A 22,769-nucleotide genomic window follows, 5' to 3' on the forward strand; every position below is an offset into this window, starting at 1 on the left:
CAAATACTTCGGAAACAGTTTTTAGCTGCTCCCTTTAACTATTGAATCTTGTCCTTTCTTTATCACATTTAACGTATTTTTGCGGTATCAGCATAAATTTGACGAAAAACAGTCAGAAACTGCTCTACGTCACTCATATCATTTTCATCATCAAGACTGACACGGACAGCTGTCTGTGCGGATTTGACAGGAATGCCCATAGCCAGCAAAGTGCCTGCTGGTTTGCCGGCCTTAGATGAACAGGCGCTGGTAGTCGAAAGAAAAATATCATGTTTTTCAAAAGCATGGACCAGCACTTCTCCCCGAACATCTTTGATACCAAAAGTCAAAATATTAGGAGCAGACTGCCTGTCCTTCCCAGAGAAAATAAGAACATCTTCGAAACTGGACAATGTCTCATAAATAAGGTCCCTCATTTCTTGCAGCCGGGTGACTGCGGCAGTCTGTTTATCGCTGACCAGACGCAGAGCTTTGGCAGTTGCCGCAATAGCAGCAACATTTTCCGTCGTTGAACGAAGATTAGACTCCTGGCCGCCGCCGTTTAAGAGCGGATTCAGACGTTTTCCTGATTTTTTATAAAGGATACCGAGACCGCGCACCCCATGAAACTTATGGCTTGAAAAGCTGGCCAAATCCACACGATCTGTCAAGTAGTCACTAACTGGGAGCTTCCCGGCTGCTTGAACCGCATCGACATGAAAAGTGATGGTCGGTTTATCTGCCAGCAGCTCTGAAATAGCCTGAATCGGCTGAATTGAGCCCATCTCATTATTAACAGCCATCACCGAAACTAAAATCGTTTCGGGTCTGATAAGACCAGACAGAGTTTCTAAATCAACAAGGCCCTTCTTATCTACTGGTGCATAGCTGACAGTAAAACCGTGTTTCCCTAACCATTCAGCGGACTCTTTAACAGCCGGGTGTTCAATCGCTGAGACAATAATATGACGACCGTACCGCTCCTTTTCAAAAGCAGTCCCCTTAAGTGCCCAATTATCGCTTTCTGTTCCTCCCGATGTAAAAAAAATGTCATCAACTCCAACCCTGAGTAAGTCTGCAATCTGCTGACGGCTGGCATCCAGAACGCGCTTCGCCTGACTTCCCAGATAGTGGAGACTGGAAGGATTGCCGTAAATAGTAGCAGCAGCTTCCTGATAGGTTCTCAGTACTTCCGGATAAGGAATTGTTGTCGCTGCATTATCAAAATAAATCATTTGCTGTCCTCTTTACATATTCAATCACTTCATTATATCATAAGTCTAAATACTTCTTTAGCATTTATGACCATCTTTTTTTAGCATTTTTCAAGATAAAATCGTATAATAAGGATAATGGAGTTCAAACAGCTTGCTTCGGGCCGGACAGCCAGATAATTGGCTGCACAGCCTCAAATTGTTTTCTTTCCAGCCTGTTTAACTTTAAAAGAGGTGCAGTGATTTTGTGTTCGTTTTTGTACCCCTTTGTATCTATCCTATAGAACCGAACACGGCCTTTATATTATTAAAAGGAGGATTTCATGTCTCAAAACTATTCCCGTCGTAAAAAACCAGGCAAATCAGTATCTGCCGCTCCCAAAAAGCATATCAAATCCGGTTTATCAGCTCTGCAAAAAACAATCGCTTTAATCGGTAGTATTTTAAGTATTATTGTCGCAAGCATTACCATTAATAACTATTTAAGCGGTGCCAACTCAAAAGACAAAGACACAACTTCTACAACAACTGTTATTATTTCCGAAAACAGCGGAAGCAGTGCTGGCAGCAGCTCACAGGGGTCAGCAGCTAATGGCGGTTACGATGCCAACGCTGACAATAACCAAGTCTACGGCAATAACGGTGCAGCCTCTGACCAGTATCAGGCACCTTCTTCTGCATCTGATGCCTCCTCATCTGCAGCAGATACCGATACACCAGCTTCTGCTGCGACTGATACTGCTGAGTAAATCACCGCGTGTGCTGACTTTTTGCTAATGCCCTAAAAATACTGGACGATTAGCTAATTTTTCTGTTTTATGATATAATAATGAGCCTATGAAAAAATTTTTTAATCAATCATTTCTGACTAAAACGATCCAAAATGAGGTGATCAGATATCTCTTCTTTGGTGTGTTAACTACAGTTTTTTATATGACAGTACGGATTTTTATTTTTACTGTTTATCCCAGCGGAATTGTGTCCACCTCTCTGGCTAATATTCTCGCGGTTATTTTTGCTTTTGTTACCAATGATTTTTTCGTTTTCGACCAAGAACGGAAAGGCTGGTTCAGCCGCTTTGTGAAATTTTCTTTTGCCCGTCTGTTTACCTTCTTTTTGGACCTTTTTCTGGCTTATATCTTTGTGGACACTTTTCCTGAAATTATCGGCAGATTTGTACATAACAATCTGGATTGGGTCAATACCATTGAAACGTTCATCAGTCAGATACTTATTATGGTCACCAACTATCTTTTCAGTAAGCTCTTTATCTTTAAAAACAAGAAGGCTTAACCTTTCCGCAGCAGGCAGCTAAGCCTCTTTTTATCACAGTTTAATTGATATAAAAAAAACGGCCAAAAAAGCCGTTTTTTTTTATGTTCTTATTGCTCTTACAGCCACCTAAGAGATAATGCATACCGATAAATGGTTTTTACGGCTGTTTATCAGCTTTTTTATCATACCATCTGAGGGTTAAAATTGACGCAATTGAAATCAAAGAAATGGCTATGCCCGCATACAGTCCGGGCGGTCTGAAAGTCATTTTAACAGTGTGTTTACCGCTGGTAATCGGAAAAGCGATTAAGCTTTCCCAAACTTCCTGAGTGGCAACAGACTTGCCATCTACCTGAACATGCCAGCCATCACTGTAAGGGATGGTCGTCATCATCATGTCACTGTCATCAGTGATTGTAACACTGCCTTCAATTTTAGTATTCGTCCACTTATCGACTGCCAGACTTTGCTTTTGACGTTCAGCCATCACTTTTTTAATCGCTTCTTTATTGGCACGAACCAACTGAGCGCCTGTCATGTTGACCGAATCAGCTGTGAACTGAAACTCAATAACAGATTCCTGTCCTTCTGTATCATCTGTAATCTGCCATAACTGCCTTTGATCAAAACTTTTTTGATTGTTGTACCATTTACCGTTTAAAAGGACTGAGAGGTCTTTATTGGCATTGGTCACACCAAACGGTGTGAAGAAATAATAGGTGTAGTTGCTTTTAGGAACCAGCTTGTATCTGATAATTCCTGGCTTATTGCGGTCAAGACGGTTATAGACTGTCTGGCCGTTTTCATCTGTCACTGCTTCCATATTATCTGTTTCAACAGTAGCAAAATCAAAAGATTCAAAATAATTTTCTGTTGTCCCTGCCATCTGCTGCAGCAGAAAATTCTGGTTGGAAGCCGCATTATTCAGGCCAAACTTAATGCCAGTTGTCGCCTGATTGGTTCCAAAAGCAACCGAGAGGACATCCGGATTTTCATAAACCAGATAGCGATCATCTTCGTAAACCAGATTGGTGTATGCTGAAGCTAAATCTTTTCTCTCTGTCAGCTTAGAATAATACCAGCGCTGAGGGTATTTTTGCACATCTTCGTTTGTATAGTCTTTTACATCCATATAATAGCGCACACCATACAGGGCATCTGTCAAAGCTGTCCCATTTAAATACATGGTAGATGCATTAACACCGCTGTCACCCAAATAAGAAAACAGTCTTTGGGTAGATGTTTCAATGGTAGAACTGAAGGTACTTAATCCCGGATAAGAGACAAAGGTTGGAATCGTCCGCGAGTAGGCAAACGTTGAACCAATTCGGTAAAAACCTGCATCAGATTCTGCCTGAACGGTATCAGTTACCTTACCTACAGAAAGGACAGCATCAGTAAACTTATAGGCATCAGCATAGCCTAAAGTGGACTGAGAAAGGTAGGCATTCCAGCCCAATTCAAAAACAGTAATCGCTCCTATAAACAAATAGGCGGTCTTTTCTAGGTTGAAATAAATAATCAGCAAGACCGACAACCAAATCGCTGCGGTCAGGGTTAGCTGAGTCATTAAGTAACCCTCAGCCAGTAGATAAAGTGTTACTGGCAGCAAAACTGCAGAAACCGCCACTGCAGTATACTGCTTTTGTTTAGAACCGCGAAAGACAGTCCAAAAACAATAGGCCAGGCTGGCAAAAACGAAGCTGAGCAGCACTGTGACTAGCTCACGGTAGGTTTGGAAAAAAGCTGTAACCAATTCAGGCTGTGATTTTGCAATATAGGTAAAATCATTGCTGCCTACATAGTAAACTGTTCCGGCAATCAGAATCAAGCCTGCAGCGAGGGGCTTCACAGACAGTGGTTTATGGTCTTTAAAAAATTGGTAGGCCAGCAAAACCATAAAGAAAGAGAGAAGCCAAGAAAAACGGAAGAAAAAACCTGCCGGATTCTGCCCCATATGCCATAATTTGCTGGCAAATTCATTGATAAAAGAAACGAAAAAAATCAAGCTGACAAGCCCTGCCGAAACTTTGCGGCAGAAACTGGTTCTGGCATAAAGAAAATACAGCAGAAAACCAATTAAAGCCAAGCCGCCCACATAGATATTGGGGAGGCTCGGTCCGCTGGGCCATGAATTATTATCAAAGCTGCCGATAACCAACTTGGACAGAATATCCAAAGGGTTGATTTGCAGGCTCCAGCTAAAGCTGAGGGCAGTACCGACCTGTCCTTTACTGGAAGCTAGGTTGAGATAAAGGGGATAAAGCAGAGCAAAGACAGATGTAATTGCCAGAACCGAAGCACCCACTACTTTAAACAAGGGATAAAAGAAAGCCTGCAGCCGCTCTTTTAAAACTCCCGGTCCGCCTAGTTTAGGCGACATATAATAGCAAGCATAGAGAGCGATGAATATGCAGATCATGACACCAAAGTAAAACTGAAACAGCATAGCCAGAGCTAAAGCCAATATATAGGCATATATTCTGCCGCCATCCAGCGTTTCTTCCAAATACAGGATAACCAGCGGCAGCATCCACATCGCATCATAAAAGATAACATTCATCTGATAGGAAACCAGCATACCGGACAGGGCGTAGGCCATAGCCATTAAGGGCACCAGCCATACTTTGTCCGACAGTCCCCGGTAGCGCCTTATCAGCAGATGCACAAAGCTCAGGCCGATAGCACCGTAACGCAGCCAAATTGTTAAAAAAACAGCCAAAGGGAAATACTTAACTGGGGTTAAAATATAGATGATATTAAAAGGGCTAAGCAGATAATACCCCACTACACCGATCATTTCTCCGCCGATTGATTTAGTAAAAGAATAGAAGAAACCTGACCAATCACCTGACAGCAGAGTATTTTTCAGATAGGCGAAAAAGCTGATATACTGCTGTCCAAAATCGACAGCCATTAAGCTGTTTGCCCCAAACGGATACATCTGCATCAACCTCCAGACAAACAGCATAACAGCCATCGGCAAGAAAGCACTGCAAAAATAGATTATGGCCTTCTTATGCTGCCGGTAAAAATCCGACACTCTCTCACTGTCTGCCCAAGCTTTTAATTTTGTTATTCCTGTCATCACCCTACCCCATCTTTTCTGGCCGCTTCAATGTTAGATTCATCAATAATAAAATGCGGACGCTTTTTCACTTCATAATAAATTTTCCCGATATATTCACCCAGCACACCTAGGGAAATCAGCTGCACCCCGCTGAATAGGATGATAGCAGCAATGGTTGTAAAATAACCGCTGACCGAATTACCCGGATTAAGCAGATAAGCGATAAACTCTTTAAAAAGATACAAGACTGCTAAACCGATACTGATAAACCCAAACTGAATACAGATGCGCAAGGGCTTATCATTAAAAGAAATCAGCCCCTGCACAGCATAATTCATCGATTTCTTGAAGCTGAACTTGCTTTTCCCTGCTTCCCGGACATGATTTTTATATGGAATGACTTTTTCTTTAAACCCAATCCATTCGTACAGACCTTTATTAAAACGATTATATTCTGGCATCGCCAAAAAAGTATTAACTGCCCGCCGGCTCAGCAATTTTAATTCTGATTTTCCATCCGTCAGCTTAACATCCATAGCGTAATTAGCAAAAGCATAGAAAGCACGCGCAAAAAAAGTGCTGGATTTCGATTCACCAGAACGGTCGCGCTGACCGCTGACAACTTCAAAGCCTTCTTTATAGGCCTGAAGAAATTCGGGAATCAGGCTGGGCGGATGCTGCAGATCGCCATCCATAACCATGACGGCATCGCCTGTTGAATACTTAAAGCCTGCTAAAATACCGCCCTCGCGCCCAAAATTGCGGCTGAAGCTGATATACTTGACACGGCTGTCGCGTGCAGCAATGGCTTTCATCAGACTGTAGGTTCTGTCCGTACTGCCATCGTCAATATAGAGCAGCTCATAGTCATCTATCTCCCGTCCCAGAAGCGACTGAAGCTGCTCAGACATAGCCTGATGAGTTTTTTCGATCATGCTTTCTTCATTCAAAAAAGTAATCAGCAAAGATAGTTTCATTTAATCACCTAATCAGTATATAATCTCATAATAATATCTCATTTTATCATAAATAGACAGAATTATCAATTTGATTAAAAAATAGAATAATTCTGTTTTTATTATAATAATCCTATATTCTATCTTGCTTTCCTTTATTCGCCAATGTTTTAGAAAAGCAAAAAATGCTATAATAGTTAAAAACAGATAAGGAAAAAATATGAACTATACTGAAACATTAAGCTGGATTCATTCCTATAAAGCTAACGGCCGCCGTCCTAAGCAGGAACGAATGCTGGCCATTCTGGAAAAATTGAATCATCCCCAGCGGAAATTCTCTGCTGTGCATGTTGTCGGAACAAACGGCAAAGGGTCGACCGTCAGTTTTTTGCAGCATATCCTGACAGCAGCTGGCTATAAGACTGGCAGTTTCACCTCCCCTTTTATACAATCTTTTAATGAACGAATTGCAATTGACCGACAGCCTATTTCAGATAGAGAGTTATGCAGGACAGCTCAGTTAGTCCGCCCTATCATAGAAGATAAACAGCTGCTGTCAGCCTGGGGACGTCCAACAGAATTTGAGCTTGTCACTCTGCTGATGTTTACCTATTTTGCATACATCAATCCTGTAGATTTGGCAGTCATTGAAGCCGGAGTAGGCGGAAGCCATGATGCAACTAATGTTTTTACTGCTCTGGCAGTTATCTGTCCTTCAATCAGCTTGGATCACCAGGACAGACTTGGAACATCTCTCAGTCACATCGCCCAACATAAAGTTGGCGTTCTTGCAGAGAATGTCCCCCTTATCTTTGCCCAGCTGCAGCAAGAAGTCAGGCAGATTTTTTACCAGAAAGCAGCTCTGCTTAAAGCCCCAACCTATGAACTGGGAAAAGATTTTTCTTTTGCTGAGCATAGTGACGGCAGCTTTTGCTTTTATAGAGAGCCCTTCACGCTCTCAAACATTCACCTGCAGCTGCTGGGAAAACATCAAAAAAGCAATGCTTCTTTGGCTGTTATGGCTGCCCTGCTTCTTTCCAGAAAGCTGTCAGGAATCACTTCAGCTGCCATAAAAACCGGACTTCAAAGAGCTGTTTGGCCTGGACGCACTGAATTTATAGGCAGCCACCTCATGCTTGACGGTGCCCACAATGAGGAAGCCATCCAAAAACTCGCTGACTTACTGGATGACATGTTCGCTGACAAAGAAATACATATTCTTTTTGCCGGTCTTCAGCGCAAACCAATTAAACAGCTTTTATCCCTCCTGTGCCATTATGATGTGAGGGTTACCAGCTTTGATTTTCCTGATGCACAAAAACTTGAAGATTATCCGCCATCCTATAAAAAAGTCCAAAACTGGCGTTTATGGCTGGAAAAAATTCCAAAACAGACAGACAGCCTCTATGTTGTAACAGGTTCCCTTTACTTTATTTCAGAAGTTCGGAACTATCTGCTCTCAGAAGAAACCGGCAAAGTTTAAAGCTGCTTATCCTTACAGCATGCTGTTTGCTAAGAGGGCGCTAAGAATTTAAAAACAAGCCTATCAAAAAATCTCACCGATCGGTGAGATTTTTTGTGTATTCCTCAGCGCATTGTAACGAATTCTTCCGCACCAGTCGGATGGATAGCTACCGTGCTGTCGAAATCGGCTTTCCTAGCTCCCATTTTAAGGGCTACGGCAAAACCTTGAATCATCTCATCCACACCATAGCCAATTCCATGAAGACCTACAATCTTTTCATCCGCTCCCTGACAGACCAGTTTCATTTTACACATTTGACGATGGCCGGTAATAGCCGTATACATAGAAACAAAGGATGAAGTGTAGGTTTTGACAGTATCTTTGCCGAATTTAGCAACAGCTCCTTCTTCGCTCAGCCCAACTGAACCCATAGGCGGATGGCTGAAAATAACGGTTGGCACATTATCATAATCCAATTTTTCATCAGGCTTGTTGTTAAAGAGCCGTTCGGACAAGCGCCGTCCTGCGGCCACTGCGACTGGAGTCAGCTCTAATTTACCGTTGACATCTCCCAGAGCATAAATACCGTCAACATTAGTATTTTCATAGGCATCGGTAATGATAAAACCTTTTTCGTCAAGCTTAAGGCCGGTAACTTCCAAATTAAAACCAGTCACATTGGCTTGACGGCCAATAGCCCAAATCAAGGTATCAACTGTATATTCCTCTCCGTTTTCCAATATTAACGTCAGGCTGCCGTCAGAATTTTTAACAACCTCTTTAGGAATAGAGAAAGTATGAAGTTCAGGTCCCGCTTCTGCCATCTCTTTAACAAGGACATCGACAATTTCACGGTCAAATTTTCGTAAAGGGCGGTCTCTGCGGACAAAAAGATGGGTTTGACTGCCCAGCGCATGAAGAACACCGGCCAATTCAACAGCAATGTAACCTGCTCCAACAATAGCTGTCCGTTGGGGGACTGCATCCAGCTCAAAAAAACCATCAGAAGTGATACCGTACTCACTGCCTGGAATATCCGGTATGAGGGCATGTCCTCCCGTTGCAACCAAAATATGCGGAGCTGTATACTCTTTTCCACCTGCCATTACAGTGTGACTATCAACAAAAGAGGCATATTCATATAAGCGCTCTACACCTGTCTGATCAAAACCGCGTTCATATGAATGGTGAATCCGATCAATATAAGCCTGTCGGTTTTTCTTAAGAACGTCAAAATTAAACTGTTCAGCTGTCAGACTGAATCCGTAATCCGGTGCATAACGGTGAAGCGCTTCAGCCATCTGAGCACCATACCACATCACTTTCTTAGGAACACAGCCTCGGTTTACACAAGTTCCACCGATGTCTCTGGCCTCGATCAAAAGCACTTTTGCTCCGTACATAGCCGCCCGATTAGCCGAAGCAATTCCCCCGCTGCCGCCGCCAATAACAATATAATCATAAGCTTTCGCCATTTCATACACCCCTCTATTATAAGATACAAAGGCCGTTTAAAAATCCGTATGAAAATAGAGGCTGACAAGTGATGCTTGCATCACGCTGGCAGACATCTTTTTCACTAGGATTTTAGGCCGTGTTCAGTTCTAATAAGATACAAAGGCCGTTTAAAAATCCGTATGAAAATAGGGGCTGACAAGTGATGCTTGCATCACGCTGGCAGACATCTTTTTCACTAGGATTTTAGGCCGTGTTCAGTTCTAATAAGATACAAAGGCCGTTTAAAACGCAAAGAGAAAATAGGAGCCTGACCGCCGAGTCACTAAAGACTCAAGGAAAGGCTATACTCACAGAGCAACCACACTCGTAAGTCGCTAATGCTTCCAACGATTGCGTCTCTTTTTCTCACAGCGTTTAGGCCGTGTTCAGTACAGCCGTCTGTAATAAATTTACTTTATCATAAAACGGCCGTTTAAACAAAAATCTGCTACGTACTCTTTTAGATAAAAAAGTCTGCTGGGGAGAGCAGACTTTTTTCTGAACCTGAACATAGGAAAGCAAAGATGAACCTTTTGATACCGTCTACTGTGCTTAAAGCGTTTTCTTGTCTTCTCATATCTTGATATTAAAAAAACCGGTCACCAATGGTGCCGGTTTAACAGGATACGCTGCAACAAAACTATTGTAAATCCTGTATAGGAGAAAAGACAATTTTTTCAATATCTGAAATATAAATAGACAGACGCTGCTGCTGTTCAAGAAAAGTTTTTAAAACAGCATTTTCTTCAATTTTCTGTCCCAATGCAGTCATTTCATCCTGATCTTCCTTGGAAGGCATTTGACCGGATTGCATTAGGGTCTGCATCTTTTTTTGAACTTCTAAAAATTGTTCCCACAGATCCTTTGCTTCGCTGTTGGACTCGACAGCCGCCTTTGCTTCTGCTGCAGCTTGATATTCAGGAAGTACCCTGATAGCTCTTTCTAACTCATTTGCAATATCATAAACATTCGCCATTTATTATCTCTCCTATTCAATAAAAACGTTATAATCAGTATTATCAGTAATAACTTTTCGCGCATGATCCAAGTCTTTAGCATTTTTAAATGAAATTTGAAGGATTCCGCTAATATCTTCACGGTTTTCTTCATTAATATGAATATTAACCAAAGACGTACCCCGCAAAAGCTCCAAAATTTCTAAAATCACATCTTCTTCATCCGGAACATCAACAAAAATATCAAAGAAACTCTCTACACCGCCTCGTTTGTGAATTTCCATTTCTTTGCGGGTTTGTCTGGCTTGGGCAAAATAATTCCAAATGGCTTCTTCGTCATCTTGTGAAAGCAACTGAGCCACACGGTCCAGCCGTTGCTTAAAGTCTGAAATCCGCTCCAAAACAGCCTCTTTGTTGGTTAAAAGAATACTGGTCCACATCCCCGGCTCGCTTTCAGCAATACGGGTCATATCCCGAAAACCTCCGGCCGCAAAGCGATTCGTCATGTCATGTTCGCCTGCATACTCACCGGCCTGCTCCATCAGACTGGCTGATAAAATATGCGGGAAATGACTGACTTGACTGGTCACTCGGTCGTGTTCAGCCGCTTCAATCTCAATAAATCTGGCCTGCAGTCCCGATAGCAAGTCTTTAAGCGTAGCAATAGTAGATTTTTTAGTTAGTTTGCTTGGTGTAAAAATATAATAAGCATTTTCAAACAGATGGCCATCTGCTGCGACAGCACCTGATTTATGGCTGCCGGCCATAGGGTGCGATCCGACAAACTGGACAGATTTGTCCATCAGGTACTTTTCAGCAGCTGCCACGATTTCTAATTTAGTTGACCCGGCATCTGTAATGATGACGTTGTCTTTTAAATCCAACTGGGACAAAGTTTTAAGAAAAACAATGGTCTGTTTGATGGGCACAGCTAAGATAATGATATCTGCCAGAGGGGCAAAGGCCGCAAAATCATCAGTTGCTTCATCAACAAGACCGCGTTCTAAGGCAATTATCCGTGATTTATCTGAGCGATTGTAGCCCAGAACAGTATAGTCCGGATGGCCTCTCTTAATCCCGAGTGCCAAAGAGCCGCCGATCAACCCTAACCCAGCTATATAGATGACTTTCTTTCCCATATTGACTCCAATCACATGCTCAAATCAGTTTAAAAACGCCTAACATATTCCCGGTGTTCTGTTACTGCTCTTTTCAGTTCTTCTAAATTATCAGAAGAGAATTTTTCTAAAATTTCATTGGCTACAACTGTAGCAACCACCGCTTCCATCACTACTCCCGCAGCTGGCAAAGCAGTGGGATCAGAACGTTCAACCGTTGCCTTGTAGGGTTCATGCGTTTCAATATCGACAGACATTAGCGGCTTATAAAGAGTTGGAATAGGCTTCATAACACCGCGCACCACAATAGGCTGCCCGTTGGTCATACCGCCTTCAAAACCGCCTAAATTATTAGTCCGGCGAGTGTAACCCTCTTCTTCAGTCCACAGGATTTCATCCATTACCTGTGAACCGCGGAGATAACCGTCTTTGAAACCAAGACCGAATTCAACTCCCTTAAAAGCGTTGATCGATACAACTGCCTGAGCAATCTTACTGTCTAATTTTCTGTCCCACTGAACATAGGAACCAAGCCCGACGGGAACTCCGCCAACTACCGTTTCAACTACACCGCCGATGGTATCGCCCTCTTTTTTGATTTGGTCTATATAGGCCTTGATTTCTTCTTCCCGTTCCTGATTGACAACAGAAATTTCGGACTGACCGGCAAGCGCTTTGATTTCAGCAACTGTCAATCCGTCCGGGACATCAATTTCTTTCCCGCCAAAAACAACGACATGGTTAGCAATTTCAATATCAAGTTCTGCCAAAATCCTTTTAGCGACAGCCCCAACGGCCACACGCATCGTTGTTTCACGTGCTGAAGAACGTTCCAAAGAATTGCGCAAATCATCGAAACGATATTTCATACCGCCAACCAAATCAGCATGACCCGGACGCGGGTGGGTGATTTTTCGCTTTGTCTTAAGACGGTCTTCAATATCCTCAGCTGACATGATATCCAGCCATTTTTGATGATCTTTATTGATAACATCCATAGTAATCGGCGCCCCGGTTGTTTTGCCGTGACGGACACCTGAGGTAAAAATAACCTGATCACTTTCAATCTTCATGCGCCCGCCACGGCCGTAGCCGCCTTGCCGGCGTTTCAAATCCAGATTAATATCCTCAGCTGTTAAAGGCAGACCGGCAGGAACACCCTCAATAATAGCAGTCAGACGCGGACCGTGTGACTCCCCAGCTGTTAAATATCTCATTTATCTCTCCAAATATTCTTTCATTTCCTCAAGAGGCATTTGATTGATTGCTGCACTGCCGAGCTCCGGCACAATAACCGTTTTAATAGATTTGCCGCGGGCTTTTTTGTCATGTTTTAGCACATCATACAGCTTATCTGTTTCCCAAGGTTCATAGGCTACCGGCAGACCGAATTTTTGGCACATGGCTATAATATCTTCGGTCAGACCATCAGGCATTAAGCCCTTTTTAGCAGCTGCCCGGGCCATCTGTACCATACCTATTGCCACAGCTTCACCATGCATAATCTGACCGTAGCCTGCTGTCGCTTCAACGGCATGACCGATTGTATGACCAAAATTTAAGTAGAGGCGCCGACCGTTATCAAATTCGTCTTCAACCACTGTTTCGCGTTTAACATTACAGGAACGGTAGATTATCATTTCAGCATGCTCCAGAATAGAGTGAACCGAACCGTCCATATTTGAAAGATCCTGCCACAGTTCAGGATCAGCAATCAATGCATACTTAATCACCTCTCCCATGCCTTCAATCAGCTCGCGTTCCCCTAATGTCTTAAGGGTTTCCGGATCGATTAGGACACCGTCAGGCTGAGCAAAAGTGCCTACCATATTTTTGGCAAAAGCCGTATTAACCCCTGTTTTACCACCTATAGACGAATCTACCTGAGCCGTCAGACTTGTCGGAATTTGTAAAAAATGCAGCCCCCGCATATAGGTAGAAGCTACAAAACCGGCTAAATCACCAACAACTCCTCCTCCAAGAGCCACAATTCCGTCACTTCGTGTTAAAGAGTGCTGCACTAAAAATTTATAGGCTTTATCAACAGTTGTCAAATTCTTACTGGCTTCACCTTCCAAAAAATCAAAAACAACCACTTCAAAACCGGCATCTTCCAGACTGAGCTTAACCTTTTCAGCATAAAGAGCACCGACATGATTATCAGTAATTAGCGCAACTTTCTGCGGCTGCCAAAGCTGGCGGGCCCACTGTCCAGTTTCGGCCAAAGAATGCCTGTCAATAACAATATCGTAAGGGTTGTTTAAAAGATTTACCCGCAATTTCATCCGCTCACCTGCTTACTAGATATCATACTTTTTTACAAGTTCATCCCAAATTTCAGCTGTCGGCATTTCCTGACCTGTCCACAGCCTAAAGGTCTCTGCCGCCTGATACAGCAGCATTCCCAAACCATTAATTGTCTCTATCCCCTGAGATTTAGCCAGCCTGATAAAAGGAGTTTCAAAGGGGGTATAAATGACATCTGCCACAAACTGCCCTTTCTTAAAACGGGTTTCAGGCAGCACGACCATCGTTATACCGTCCATACCGACAGCATTAGCGTTAACAACCAAGTCAGCTTCATTAATTTTTTGCTGAATGAGCGCCTGATCCGCTAAATCAAAAACAGCCACCGGGACGCCTGTCACTTCAGTTACTTTCCCTTGGCGTTTCTTAGTCACATCAAGGTATTTTTCTTTATTAAACATATTGATTTTAGCAACACCATGTCTGGCAGCGTAAGCAGAAATAGCCGTTGCTGCGCCACTTCCACCCAATACGGTCATCACTTTCCCGGCAATGCTGAAATCCTTTGGCAGCGAGGCAAAAAAACCAGAGCCATCTGTATTGTAGCCGATTAATTTGCCATCACGATTGACGATGGTGTTGACCATACCGAATAAAGAAGCGCTGACATCCAATTCATCCAGATAGGGAGTCACCACTCTTTTATAGGGCATTGAGAGATTTATCCCCCACATATTATAGCGCCGAATATTTTTGACCGTTTCCTGCAAATCTTCTGCCCGAGTGTCCCAAGCAACATAGACGCCGTTAATTCCTAATTTTTCAAAAGCATAATTGTGAATAAAAGGCGAAACAGAATGCTTTATAGGAGTTGCAACTACTGCTGCCAGCCTAGTATGCCCATCAATCTGCATCAAGAATCTCCTTAATTTTTCTCATATCAACAAGAGCTATCTGTCCTGGGGCACTGACCTGCTCAAGGCTGGCAAAACTCCAGCTGGAACCAACCAGATCTCCGCACAATCGCGAAATACGTCCCAGTTTTCCCATCGACATAGTTGCATAAAGCTGCTCAGGATTAAGTGTTTTAAACCCCCGTGTATAATTCATCAAATCCAGAACGTCCTGCTCACTGTTAGGCATGACCGCAATTTTCACAACCCGCGGCACTAAGGCAGTCAGTTCTGAAAAAGCTTCCATAATATTTTCCGGTGTCTCATGAAAGTTGTGGTAAGACAAGACCAAATTAGGATAATCCAACATTTCCTGAAAAGCGTCCATGTGCGAAAAATATTCAAAATCAATATAATCCGGATTGTAAATGGAACTGACTTCTTTAATCAAACTCAGGTAATCCGCATCGGGCAGATCAATATTGCCTCCCTCTTTAGTGGTTCGCAGTGTGAATAAAATTTCAAAACCGGCAAATTTTTCAAATATAGCCGGAGCAACTGTCATAATGTCCTCTTTGGCTAAAAAATCTGCCCGCCACTCAATAATATCAGCCCTTTCAAATTGGGAAAGGTCAAACGCTTGGGCCTCTTCGAGATTGCGAGGCATAATGGGTACTACTATCTTCATTTTTCTACCTTTATTGTGAATACTTTTAAATAATTACTTTTTTCATCAGCTTGGTTTACCGTAAAATCATTCGGCAATTGTTTGAGATTGAGATAGGTATGTTTATGTGTTCTAAGCCCTTTCTCCAACTCTTTTTTAAATTGAGAGATACTCATATTTGCAGCATTGACTGCAGCGATAATCAGACCGTTTTCAGACAGAACGTCCACTGCCTGAGCGATGAGTTCAGGATAGTCTTTATGGACTGAAAAAGTCTGTTTTTTGTTCCGTGCGAAGCTGGGCGGATCAATTAAAATAATATCAAAAAACAAACCTTTGCGCTTGGCATATCTCAAATAGTCAAAGACATCCATAACCAAAAAGCGGTGATTGTCTGCTGCAAGGTCATTAGCTGCAAAATGCGCCAGTGACAGTTCTTGAGATCTTTTAGCCAAATCAACTGAGACTGTCTCGGCAGCTCCCCCCGCAGCTGCAGCCAGAGAAAAGGCAGCTGTATAGGAGAAGAGATTGAGCAGCCTTTTTCCCGCAGCCAGACCGTTGGCCAGTTCCTTGCGGACATCACGCTGATCTAAAAAAATTCCAGTCATCAGTCCTTGATTAAGAAAGACACTGTATTTAAGACCATTTTCAGCAATCAAAAACGTCTCTGCTGCTTTTTGTCCATAGATGAAAGCTGAGTCATAAGGTGAGTCCTTAAAACGATTTTTTTCATAAGCACCTTTCACCTTATCTCCGAAAACATCTCTAAAAGCAGCAATAACTGTCTGACGGATAGAATACACGAAAGTGTTGTACCAAGAAAAAAGGGCATAATCTCCGTATAAATCAATGGTCATACCGCCGAAAAAGTCACCGTCCTGATTAAAGATACGGTAAGCTGTCGTCTGATCGGATTTTTCGTACTGAGACCGTTTTTCCCTTGCTTTCTGAAAAAGGGCAGTAAAATAAGCCTTATTTAAAGTAACTTTTTCTTTTGTTAAAAACCAACCAATGCCTTTATTCTGCTTAGACAAATAAGCCGTTCCCAGCAATTGTTGCGCCTTATTATAAAGCAAGACTTCCTTATCTGTCTGCTTTAACTTTTGAAAATCTTTCGCTTCTAAACACTGAACACCTCTGTTAATTTTTCTTTCAACAGCAGAAGTCACATACAGTCTACTCATAACCAATATTATAGCAGATTTTCGATAAAATTCCTACTCCTAAAAAACTTTATTCTCACATGAAAATATTCATTTTATGGTATAATCAATGAATAAGAACCTTTTAGGAAATTTATATTTATTATAAGGAAGTTAGTTTAGTGAAAAAAGTAATAAACAAATTTCTTGCTATCATGAGCAGCCGTCTGGGTTTTGTTTTAACTCTGCTGCTGTTTTATTGGCTAAAAAACCTATGGGCCTACAATATCGATTTTTCTTTAGATGTTGGCAATCTTTACCAGATTTTCCTAACCGTTATCAATCCGATACCTATCGGCCTTTTAGTTCTGGGACTCCCTTTATATATTACAAATACCAAAGTTTTCTACACAGTAGAAATATTGCTTTATGTCATTCTGAACTTTTTGCTGCTGGCTAATGTCATCTATTTCAGCGAGTTTACCGACTTCATTACTGTCAGCACCATGCTGGCAAGTGGCAGTGCCTCTGCGGGGTTGGGCGATTCAGCTTTAAACCTTTTAAAGCCAAGCTACATCATCTATATACTGGATCTTGTTTTTTTAATCTATGTTTTTATAAGAAAGCAAATAGAAACAGACAGACGCAGCTTTAATAAAAGAGCAGCCTTTGCCGTTACCGCCCTATCCGGACTCTTTTTTTCTATCAATCTTTTCTTAGCTGAAGTTGATCGGCCTCAACTGCTGACACGCGGTTTTTCCAACACTTATTTAGTGCGTGCTATCGGTCTTCCGGCCTTCACGGTTTACAGCGCCAATCAAACTTATCAGGCCCAAAAAGAGAGGTCGGAGGCAACTGCCGACAAGCTGGCTGAAGCTGAAACCTACATTTCTGACCACTATGCAAAGCCTGATGCAAAGTATTACGGTATTGCTAAAAACCGTAATGTGATTATGCTTCATTTGGAGAGTTTCCAGCAGTTTCTCATTGACTATAAACTGAACGTCAATGGTAGCGAACATGAGGTCACCCCTTTTATCAACTCTCTTTATCATTCTCAGTCTACCATTTCATTCTCTAACTTTTTCCATCAGGTCAAAGCTGGTAAAACATCAGATGCTGAAACAATGATGGAAACTTCTCTATTCGGTCTTAATACCGGTTCATACATGGTTAATTACGGCGGCGACAACACTGCTTATGCCGCACCTTCCATCCTGGCGCAAAACGGTGATTATACCAGTGCAGTCTTTCATGGCAACGTCGGCAGTTTTTGGAATAGAAACAACACATATAAGCAGTGGGGCTATAACTATTTCTTTGATTCTGCTTCTTTTTCAGAACAAACCAAAAACAATTCCTTTCAGTACGGCCTCAACGACAAGTACATGTTTGCTGATTCGATCAAATACTTAGAACAGCTCCAGCAGCCGTTTTATGCTAAATACATCACCGTCTCAAACCACTATCCTTATACCAGTCTAGCCGGAGAATCTGATGAAGAAGGCTTCCCTTTAGCTGATACTGGAGACGAAACAATTAATGGTTATTTTGCCACAGCCAACTATTTAGATGCTTCGGTGGAAGCCTTCTTCAAGTATTTGCAGGCGGCAGGTATCTACGACAACTCTATTATTGTCCTTTACGGCGATCACTACGGTATTTCCAACAGCCGCAATACCAGTCTAGCCAGCTTACTTGGCAAAGATCCAGAGACCTGGACGGAATATGACAACGCTATGCTACAGCGAGTTCCCTACATGATTCATATCCCCGGTTACAACCAAGGTTTTATCAGCGATACTTACGGCGGTGAGATTGATTCCCTGCCAACACTTCTCCACTTGCTCGGAATTGACACCAGCCAATATATCCAACTTGGACAAGACCTGCTTTCGCCGGATAATGACCAGATTGTCTCTCTTAGGACATCCGGTTATTATATCACACCAGAATATACCAGTTACAGCGGGCGGACATATTTTACGCAAAGCGGAGAAGAAATTACCAATCCAGATGAGGGAACAGCAGAAAAGCTGAAAGAAATCCGCGACACTGCATCAGCACAGCTTTCGGTCAGTGATTCTATTCAAACTGGCGATCTTTTACGTTTTTACAGCAGCAAAGATCTGCAGCCGACCGATGCTAGCAAGATCACTTATACCGACCAGCTTAAACAAATGGAAAGTATTGCAAAAGATTTGGGAAACGACTCAACCAGTATTTTCAGCCGCCACGGCAACCAAACAACACAAGATTTTTTCCAAGCACCAAGCTATACTGAGCTTCACGGAACATCACCTTCAGCAAGCTCCAGTTCTTCTTCCAGTTCAGAATAGATAAGCTTTGCTTAGATAAATAATCCCTCAAAAAACCGGTTGCCCTGCCAATGTTAAAAAGACAGGACAGTCGGTTTTTTGGTTCGCCACTAGTTTACAGAAAAACTTTTTTACGCCTCATCACTTTATTTGAAAAATAGTACGCTTAGTATTAATATTAAGATATAGGAAATTATTGATAAGGAGAACATTATTATGTGTACTGCTATTACTTTTTCAACCAAAGATCATTATTTCGGACGAAATTTTGATTATGAAATTTCTTATAATGAAGTGGTTACTATCACTCCAAGAAATTATAAATTTGTCTTTCGCAAAGCTGACAGCATTGACAGCCATTACGCCATCATTGGTATTACAGCAAATATAGAGAGCTACCCTCTGTACTATGATGCTATGAATGAAAAAGGATTAGCTATGGCCGGTCTCAATTTCCCTGACAATGCAGATTATAAACCATTTGCAGAGGGAAAAGACAATATTACTCCTTTTGAATTTATTCCATGGATTCTTGGTCAATGTGCAACAGTTGCAGAAGCCAAAAACCTTTTAGCCCGTATTAATCTCGTTAATATTAACTTCAGTTCAGAACTGCCGCTTTCACCTCTTCATTGGCTGCTGGCTGATAAAAAAGAAGCGGTTGTCATTGAAAGTGTCAAAGAAGGTCTAAAAATTTATGATAATCCAACCGGGGTGTTGACTAATAATCCTCCTTTTGACTACCAGATCTTTAACCTGAATAATTACAGAACCCTGTCAACCTTTACCCCTGACAATCATTTTTCTGACCAGCTTGATTTGGATGTCTACAGTCGGGGAATGGGAGGGATTGGTTTACCAGGTGATTTATCATCAGCTTCTCGCTTTGTAAAAGTCGCTTTTACAAGACTTAATTCTGTATCTGGTGATTCAGAAAGTGAAAGCATCAGTCAGTCTTTTCATATCTTAGGATCAGTAGAACAACAAATGGGACTGTGTGTTGTGGGTAACCAGAAATACGAGCATACTATCTATTCCTCCTGTTGCAATTTAGATAAAGGTATTTATTATTACAGAACCTATAACAACAGTCAAATTACAGGCGTAGATCTGAACAAAGAAAATTTGGAGGGAGAACAGCTAATCACCTATCCAATAACAGATAAACAAGAAATCAAAATGTCAAATTAATACTTTGACATAGAGCTAAGCGCAGCTTCTCGCCAAAAAGACAGGCCTGTCTTTTTATTTAAATAATAAAGGCTCTATAATATCTGTAGTGGGTAACTCCACTCTGGAGATTATGGAGCTTTTTGACTGTAGAAAAAAAGTCCCATATGACTTATAATGAAAAGCGTTCAAACAACTCATTAGAAAGGCTCATATGGAACATCTTAAGTATACCACAGAATTAATCGGAATGAAAGACCCAAATATCATCATAGGGAGTGCTGTTAAATACGATAGTCATATTGTCATCAACGCTATGCTGGATTATCTACCAAAACATTGTCCTCTCTGTAATCACCACATGATTAAATATGATTTCCAAAAGCCATCTACCATTCCAATCTTAGATATCCAAGGCATGCCAACCCTCCTTAAACTCAAAAAAAGACGCTTCCAATGCAAGTCCTGCCGTAAAGTCAGGGTCGCTCAAACAAGTTTGCTTAAGAAGAATCACCAAATCTCGCATCCTGTCTGGCAGAAAATCACCCAGCTTCATACCGAAAAACGGACCAATACAGACATCGCTAAAGCCCTTCATATCTCCGTTTCTGCCGTCCAACGACAGTTAGAACAATTGACTTTCAAAGAGGACTTTTCAAGACTTCCTGAGATCTTATCTTGGGATGAATTTTCATGTCACAAGGGAAGACTCGCTTTTATCGCTCAAGATTTTCAAACCAAAAAGATTATGGCCATTTTAGACAACAACCAGCAAACAACTATCAAGAACCACTTTTTTAAGTACTCTCGAAAGGGTCGTGAGCAGGTTAAGGTCGTGACCGCAGACATGTCTGGAAGCTATATCCCCCTAATCAAAAGATTATTTCCAAACGCCAAGATTGTGTTGGACCGTTTCCACATTGTGCAGCACCTAGGACGTGCTATGTTGGCTACCAGAATTGCCATCATGAAAACCTTTGATAAAGGCTCATTACCTTATCGTGCCTTAAAAAATCACTGGCGACTCTTCCAAAAAGAGAGTCGGAAGCTCTCTGACAAACCCTTCTATTCACGAACTTTCAGACAGACTTTAACACCTCGTGAAATCATTGAGAAAACACTAAATCTCTCAGACGAACTTTGCTATTACTATGATCTTTATCAGCTGCTCTTATTCCATTTTCAGCAGAAGAATTCCAAGTACTTTTTCGAACTGATCGAAGAACACATGGGCACGGTCAACTCAGTGCTTCAAACGACCTTTGAGACCTTCAAGAAATACAAAAAAGAGATTACCAACGCCCTTGAATTCCCCTACTCCAACGCCAAACTCGAAGCTACCAATAAGATTATCAAAGACATTAAGCGAAATGCCTTTGGTTTTAGGAACTTCAAAAACTTTAAAACTAAAATTCTAATCGCTTTGAACATTCAAAAAGAGAGAACCTCTCTGATTCTCTCTCGTGCTTAGCTATAAGTCACCCACTACAGTTGACAATGAGCCATAATAAAATGAACGGAAAACGACAAACTAAGCCGTTTCAAGTTTTGCTTTGGCAGCTTCTGCCAATGCTGTAAAGGCTGCCGCATCATTAACTGCTAAATCAGCCAGCATCTTACGGTTAACTTCGATTTCTGCTAATTTCAAACCGTGCATCAGCTGTGAATAGGAAAGACCATTCAAACGAGCTGCTGCGTTGATACGAGTAATCCACAGTTTACGGAAATCACGTTTTTTCTGACGGCGATCACGGTAAGCATAGTAATACGAATTCATTACTTGTTCTTTTGCTGTACGGAACAAGACATGCTTTGAACCATAGTAACCTTTTGCTAATTTTAAAATACGTTTACGGCGTTTACGTGAAACAACGCCACCTTTAACACGAGCCATTTATAAATCCTCCAATACTCTTTTTCTGATAATTAACTTACTTAAGTCCTATTAACATTGATTTAATGCGCTTGAAATCGCCCGAATGAACCATCGCTGCTTTGCGAAGGTGACGGCGCTGTTTCTTAGTTTTACCATGGAAACGGTGCGAAGTGTATGCGCGGAAACGTTTGAGACCGCCTGAACCTGTACGTTTAAAGCGCTTTGCTGATGCACGGTGTGTTTTTTGTTTTGGCATTTTTTACATTCTCCTCTATCAATTATATATTTAAAATAATGCTTATTTTTTGTCAGGAATCGGAGCAAGCTGCATAAACATCTGCCTGCCATCCATCTTGGCTCTTTGCTCAATAATGGCAATATCCTGAGTTTTTTCGGCAAATTCAGCTAAAACTTTTGCCCCAATATCTTTATGGGTGATCATCCGTCCCTTAAAACGAATTGAAACTTTAACCTTATTGCCTTTTTCTAAAAATTTACGGCCATTGCGCAGTTTTGTTTCAAAATCGCCCTTATCAATTACCGGACTCAAACGAACTTCTTTTACTGTAACAACGCTTTGTTTTTTACGCTGTTCCTTTTGCTTTTTTTGGTATTCAAATTTGAACTTGCCGTAATCCATAATTTTCGCAACCGGCGGTGTAGCCTGCGGCTGAATTAAGACCAAATCAACATTGGCATCGTCAGCAGCAGCCTGTGCTTCTGAAAGCGGCTTAATGCCCAATTGCTCACCATCAAGACCAACAAGACGAACTTCACGGACACGGATTTCGTCATTAATGAATAGATCTTTCTTAGCTATAATCTTCACCTCTTTTTTCTTTTTCAAGAGAAAAACGAAAGCGGATTTGGTCAAACAAATCCGCACTACAATATTTCATCACTGAAACTTAACATGTAGAGCCAGA

The 22,769-nt window shown here is 41.7% G+C and carries 20 protein-coding genes and 1 other annotated feature (1 of these 21 running past the window's edge); of the genes, 6 read left to right on the top strand and 14 right to left on the bottom strand.

What is annotated here, in order from left to right:
* Positions 1-68 precede the first annotated feature (68 nt).
* On the bottom strand, positions 69-1,214 hold the full coding sequence (locus DDV21_RS07180) for a cysteine desulfurase family protein (protein ID WP_116878764.1): 1,146 nt from the start codon (positions 1,212-1,214) through the stop codon (positions 69-71).
* A 302-nt stretch (positions 1,215-1,516) separates the two neighbouring features.
* On the opposite strand from DDV21_RS07180, the gene DDV21_RS07185 reads away from it, so the two are divergent.
* Positions 1,517-1,942, top strand: a complete 426-nt coding sequence (locus DDV21_RS07185; protein WP_116878763.1) for a DUF6556 family protein — start codon at positions 1,517-1,519, stop codon at positions 1,940-1,942.
* An 88-nt stretch (positions 1,943-2,030) separates the two neighbouring features.
* A complete protein-coding gene (locus DDV21_RS07190; RefSeq protein ID WP_116878762.1) occupies positions 2,031-2,486 on the top strand; it encodes a GtrA family protein in 456 nt (151 codons plus the stop codon).
* Positions 2,487-2,625: 139 nt separating this feature from the next.
* On the opposite strand, the gene pgfM1 is transcribed toward DDV21_RS07190, so the two are convergent.
* Positions 2,626-5,556 (bottom strand): glycosyltransferase PgfM1, encoded by a 2,931-nt coding sequence (pgfM1, locus tag DDV21_RS07195; RefSeq protein WP_116878761.1) that lies wholly within the window; start codon positions 5,554-5,556, stop codon positions 2,626-2,628.
* Positions 5,556-6,515 (bottom strand): glycosyltransferase PgfS, encoded by a 960-nt coding sequence (pgfS, locus tag DDV21_RS07200; protein WP_116878760.1) that lies wholly within the window; start codon positions 6,513-6,515, stop codon positions 5,556-5,558. Before pgfS ends, pgfM1 begins: the two co-directional genes overlap by 1 nt.
* A 199-nt stretch (positions 6,516-6,714) precedes the next feature.
* Between pgfS and DDV21_RS07205 the strand changes: the two genes are divergently transcribed.
* Positions 6,715-7,977, top strand: coding sequence for a bifunctional folylpolyglutamate synthase/dihydrofolate synthase (locus tag DDV21_RS07205; RefSeq protein WP_116878759.1), 1,263 nt, complete (start codon positions 6,715-6,717; stop codon positions 7,975-7,977).
* Positions 7,978-8,081: 104 nt separating this feature from the next.
* On the opposite strand, the gene gorA is transcribed toward DDV21_RS07205, so the two are convergent.
* The 8 genes from gorA to DDV21_RS07245 form a co-directional block, all read right to left on the bottom strand.
* Positions 8,082-9,434 (bottom strand): glutathione-disulfide reductase, encoded by a 1,353-nt coding sequence (gene gorA / locus DDV21_RS07210; RefSeq protein WP_116878758.1) that lies wholly within the window; start codon positions 9,432-9,434, stop codon positions 8,082-8,084.
* A gap of 662 nt (positions 9,435-10,096) precedes the next feature.
* On the bottom strand, positions 10,097-10,432 hold the full coding sequence (locus tag DDV21_RS07215; protein ID WP_116878757.1) for a YlbF/YmcA family competence regulator: 336 nt from the start codon (positions 10,430-10,432) through the stop codon (positions 10,097-10,099).
* Positions 10,433-10,444: 12 nt separating this feature from the next.
* Positions 10,445-11,551 carry a prephenate dehydrogenase gene (locus DDV21_RS07220; RefSeq protein ID WP_116878756.1) on the bottom strand — a complete coding sequence of 369 codons (1,107 nt, stop codon included), beginning with the start codon at positions 11,549-11,551 and terminating at the stop codon, positions 10,445-10,447.
* A gap of 29 nt (positions 11,552-11,580) precedes the next feature.
* Positions 11,581-12,747, bottom strand: a complete 1,167-nt coding sequence (gene aroC, locus DDV21_RS07225) for a chorismate synthase (RefSeq protein ID WP_116878755.1) — start codon at positions 12,745-12,747, stop codon at positions 11,581-11,583.
* Positions 12,748-13,815 (bottom strand): 3-dehydroquinate synthase, encoded by a 1,068-nt coding sequence (gene aroB, locus DDV21_RS07230; RefSeq protein ID WP_116878754.1) that lies wholly within the window; start codon positions 13,813-13,815, stop codon positions 12,748-12,750.
* A 15-nt stretch (positions 13,816-13,830) separates the two neighbouring features.
* Positions 13,831-14,691 (bottom strand): shikimate dehydrogenase, encoded by an 861-nt coding sequence (locus tag DDV21_RS07235; RefSeq protein WP_116878753.1) that lies wholly within the window; start codon positions 14,689-14,691, stop codon positions 13,831-13,833.
* Positions 14,681-15,358, bottom strand: a complete 678-nt coding sequence (gene aroD, locus DDV21_RS07240; RefSeq protein WP_116878752.1) for a type I 3-dehydroquinate dehydratase — start codon at positions 15,356-15,358, stop codon at positions 14,681-14,683. The genes DDV21_RS07235 and aroD overlap by 11 nt, the downstream gene beginning before the upstream one ends.
* Complete coding sequence (locus DDV21_RS07245) at positions 15,355-16,521, bottom strand: class I SAM-dependent rRNA methyltransferase (protein ID WP_116878751.1); 1,167 nt, start codon at positions 16,519-16,521, stop codon at positions 15,355-15,357. Before DDV21_RS07245 ends, aroD begins: the two co-directional genes overlap by 4 nt.
* Positions 16,522-16,661: 140 nt before the next feature.
* On the opposite strand from DDV21_RS07245, the gene DDV21_RS07250 reads away from it, so the two are divergent.
* The 3 genes from DDV21_RS07250 to DDV21_RS07260 all read left to right on the top strand — a co-directional run bounded on the left by DDV21_RS07250 (position 16,662) and on the right by DDV21_RS07260 (position 21,438).
* A complete protein-coding gene (locus tag DDV21_RS07250; protein ID WP_374936047.1) occupies positions 16,662-18,818 on the top strand; it encodes an LTA synthase family protein in 2,157 nt (718 codons plus the stop codon).
* Positions 18,819-19,013: 195 nt separating this feature from the next.
* Complete coding sequence (gene bsh / locus DDV21_RS07255; RefSeq protein ID WP_116878750.1) at positions 19,014-19,988, top strand: choloylglycine hydrolase; 975 nt, start codon at positions 19,014-19,016, stop codon at positions 19,986-19,988.
* Positions 19,989-20,181: 193 nt separating this feature from the next.
* Positions 20,182-21,438: an ISL3 family transposase gene (locus DDV21_RS07260; protein ID WP_117287785.1), complete on the top strand. Its 1,257-nt coding sequence runs from the start codon at positions 20,182-20,184 to the stop codon at positions 21,436-21,438.
* A 60-nt stretch (positions 21,439-21,498) separates the two neighbouring features.
* On the opposite strand, the gene rplT is transcribed toward DDV21_RS07260, so the two are convergent.
* From rplT to infC, 3 genes are read right to left on the bottom strand one after another with little or no spacing between them, the layout of a single operon-like run.
* Positions 21,499-21,861 carry a 50S ribosomal protein L20 gene (rplT, locus tag DDV21_RS07265; protein ID WP_116878747.1) on the bottom strand — a complete coding sequence of 121 codons (363 nt, stop codon included), beginning with the start codon at positions 21,859-21,861 and terminating at the stop codon, positions 21,499-21,501.
* Between the two features lie 37 nt (positions 21,862-21,898).
* Positions 21,899-22,099 carry a 50S ribosomal protein L35 gene (gene rpmI, locus DDV21_RS07270; RefSeq protein ID WP_116878746.1) on the bottom strand — a complete coding sequence of 67 codons (201 nt, stop codon included), beginning with the start codon at positions 22,097-22,099 and terminating at the stop codon, positions 21,899-21,901.
* A gap of 42 nt (positions 22,100-22,141) precedes the next feature.
* The gene (gene infC, locus DDV21_RS07275) at positions 22,142-22,672 is read right to left on the bottom strand and encodes a translation initiation factor IF-3 (RefSeq protein WP_116878745.1); all 531 of its coding nucleotides are present in this window, start codon (positions 22,670-22,672) and stop codon (positions 22,142-22,144) included.
* 17 nt (positions 22,673-22,689) lie between these two features.
* Positions 22,690-22,769, bottom strand: a sequence feature (ribosomal protein L20 leader region) (it continues 45 nt past the right edge of the window).

This window comes from Streptococcus chenjunshii, assembly GCF_003086355.1.
Classification (GTDB): domain Bacteria; phylum Bacillota; class Bacilli; order Lactobacillales; family Streptococcaceae; genus Streptococcus; species Streptococcus chenjunshii.

What these genes read in the sequence shown, in the direction of transcription:
- DDV21_RS07180 (WP_116878764.1), bottom strand. Translation starts at nt 1,214, where the DNA reads ATGATTTATTTTGATAATGCAGCGACAACAATTCCTTATCCGGAAGTA.
- DDV21_RS07185 (WP_116878763.1), top strand. Translation starts at nt 1,517, where the DNA reads ATGTCTCAAAACTATTCCCGTCGTAAAAAACCAGGCAAATCAGTATCT.
- DDV21_RS07190 (WP_116878762.1), top strand. Translation starts at nt 2,031, where the DNA reads ATGAAAAAATTTTTTAATCAATCATTTCTGACTAAAACGATCCAAAAT.
- pgfM1 (WP_116878761.1), bottom strand. Translation starts at nt 5,556, where the DNA reads ATGACAGGAATAACAAAATTAAAAGCTTGGGCAGACAGTGAGAGAGTG.
- pgfS (WP_116878760.1), bottom strand. Translation starts at nt 6,515, where the DNA reads ATGAAACTATCTTTGCTGATTACTTTTTTGAATGAAGAAAGCATGATC.
- DDV21_RS07205 (WP_116878759.1), top strand. Translation starts at nt 6,715, where the DNA reads ATGAACTATACTGAAACATTAAGCTGGATTCATTCCTATAAAGCTAAC.
- gorA (WP_116878758.1), bottom strand. Translation starts at nt 9,434, where the DNA reads ATGGCGAAAGCTTATGATTATATTGTTATTGGCGGCGGCAGCGGGGGA.
- DDV21_RS07215 (WP_116878757.1), bottom strand. Translation starts at nt 10,432, where the DNA reads ATGGCGAATGTTTATGATATTGCAAATGAGTTAGAAAGAGCTATCAGG.
- DDV21_RS07220 (WP_116878756.1), bottom strand. Translation starts at nt 11,551, where the DNA reads ATGGGAAAGAAAGTCATCTATATAGCTGGGTTAGGGTTGATCGGCGGC.
- aroC (WP_116878755.1), bottom strand. Translation starts at nt 12,747, where the DNA reads ATGAGATATTTAACAGCTGGGGAGTCACACGGTCCGCGTCTGACTGCT.
- aroB (WP_116878754.1), bottom strand. Translation starts at nt 13,815, where the DNA reads ATGAAATTGCGGGTAAATCTTTTAAACAACCCTTACGATATTGTTATT.
- DDV21_RS07235 (WP_116878753.1), bottom strand. Translation starts at nt 14,691, where the DNA reads ATGCAGATTGATGGGCATACTAGGCTGGCAGCAGTAGTTGCAACTCCT.
- aroD (WP_116878752.1), bottom strand. Translation starts at nt 15,358, where the DNA reads ATGAAGATAGTAGTACCCATTATGCCTCGCAATCTCGAAGAGGCCCAA.
- DDV21_RS07245 (WP_116878751.1), bottom strand. Translation starts at nt 16,521, where the DNA reads ATGAGTAGACTGTATGTGACTTCTGCTGTTGAAAGAAAAATTAACAGA.
- bsh (WP_116878750.1), top strand. Translation starts at nt 19,014, where the DNA reads ATGTGTACTGCTATTACTTTTTCAACCAAAGATCATTATTTCGGACGA.
- DDV21_RS07260 (WP_117287785.1), top strand. Translation starts at nt 20,182, where the DNA reads ATGGAACATCTTAAGTATACCACAGAATTAATCGGAATGAAAGACCCA.
- rplT (WP_116878747.1), bottom strand. Translation starts at nt 21,861, where the DNA reads ATGGCTCGTGTTAAAGGTGGCGTTGTTTCACGTAAACGCCGTAAACGT.
- rpmI (WP_116878746.1), bottom strand. Translation starts at nt 22,099, where the DNA reads ATGCCAAAACAAAAAACACACCGTGCATCAGCAAAGCGCTTTAAACGT.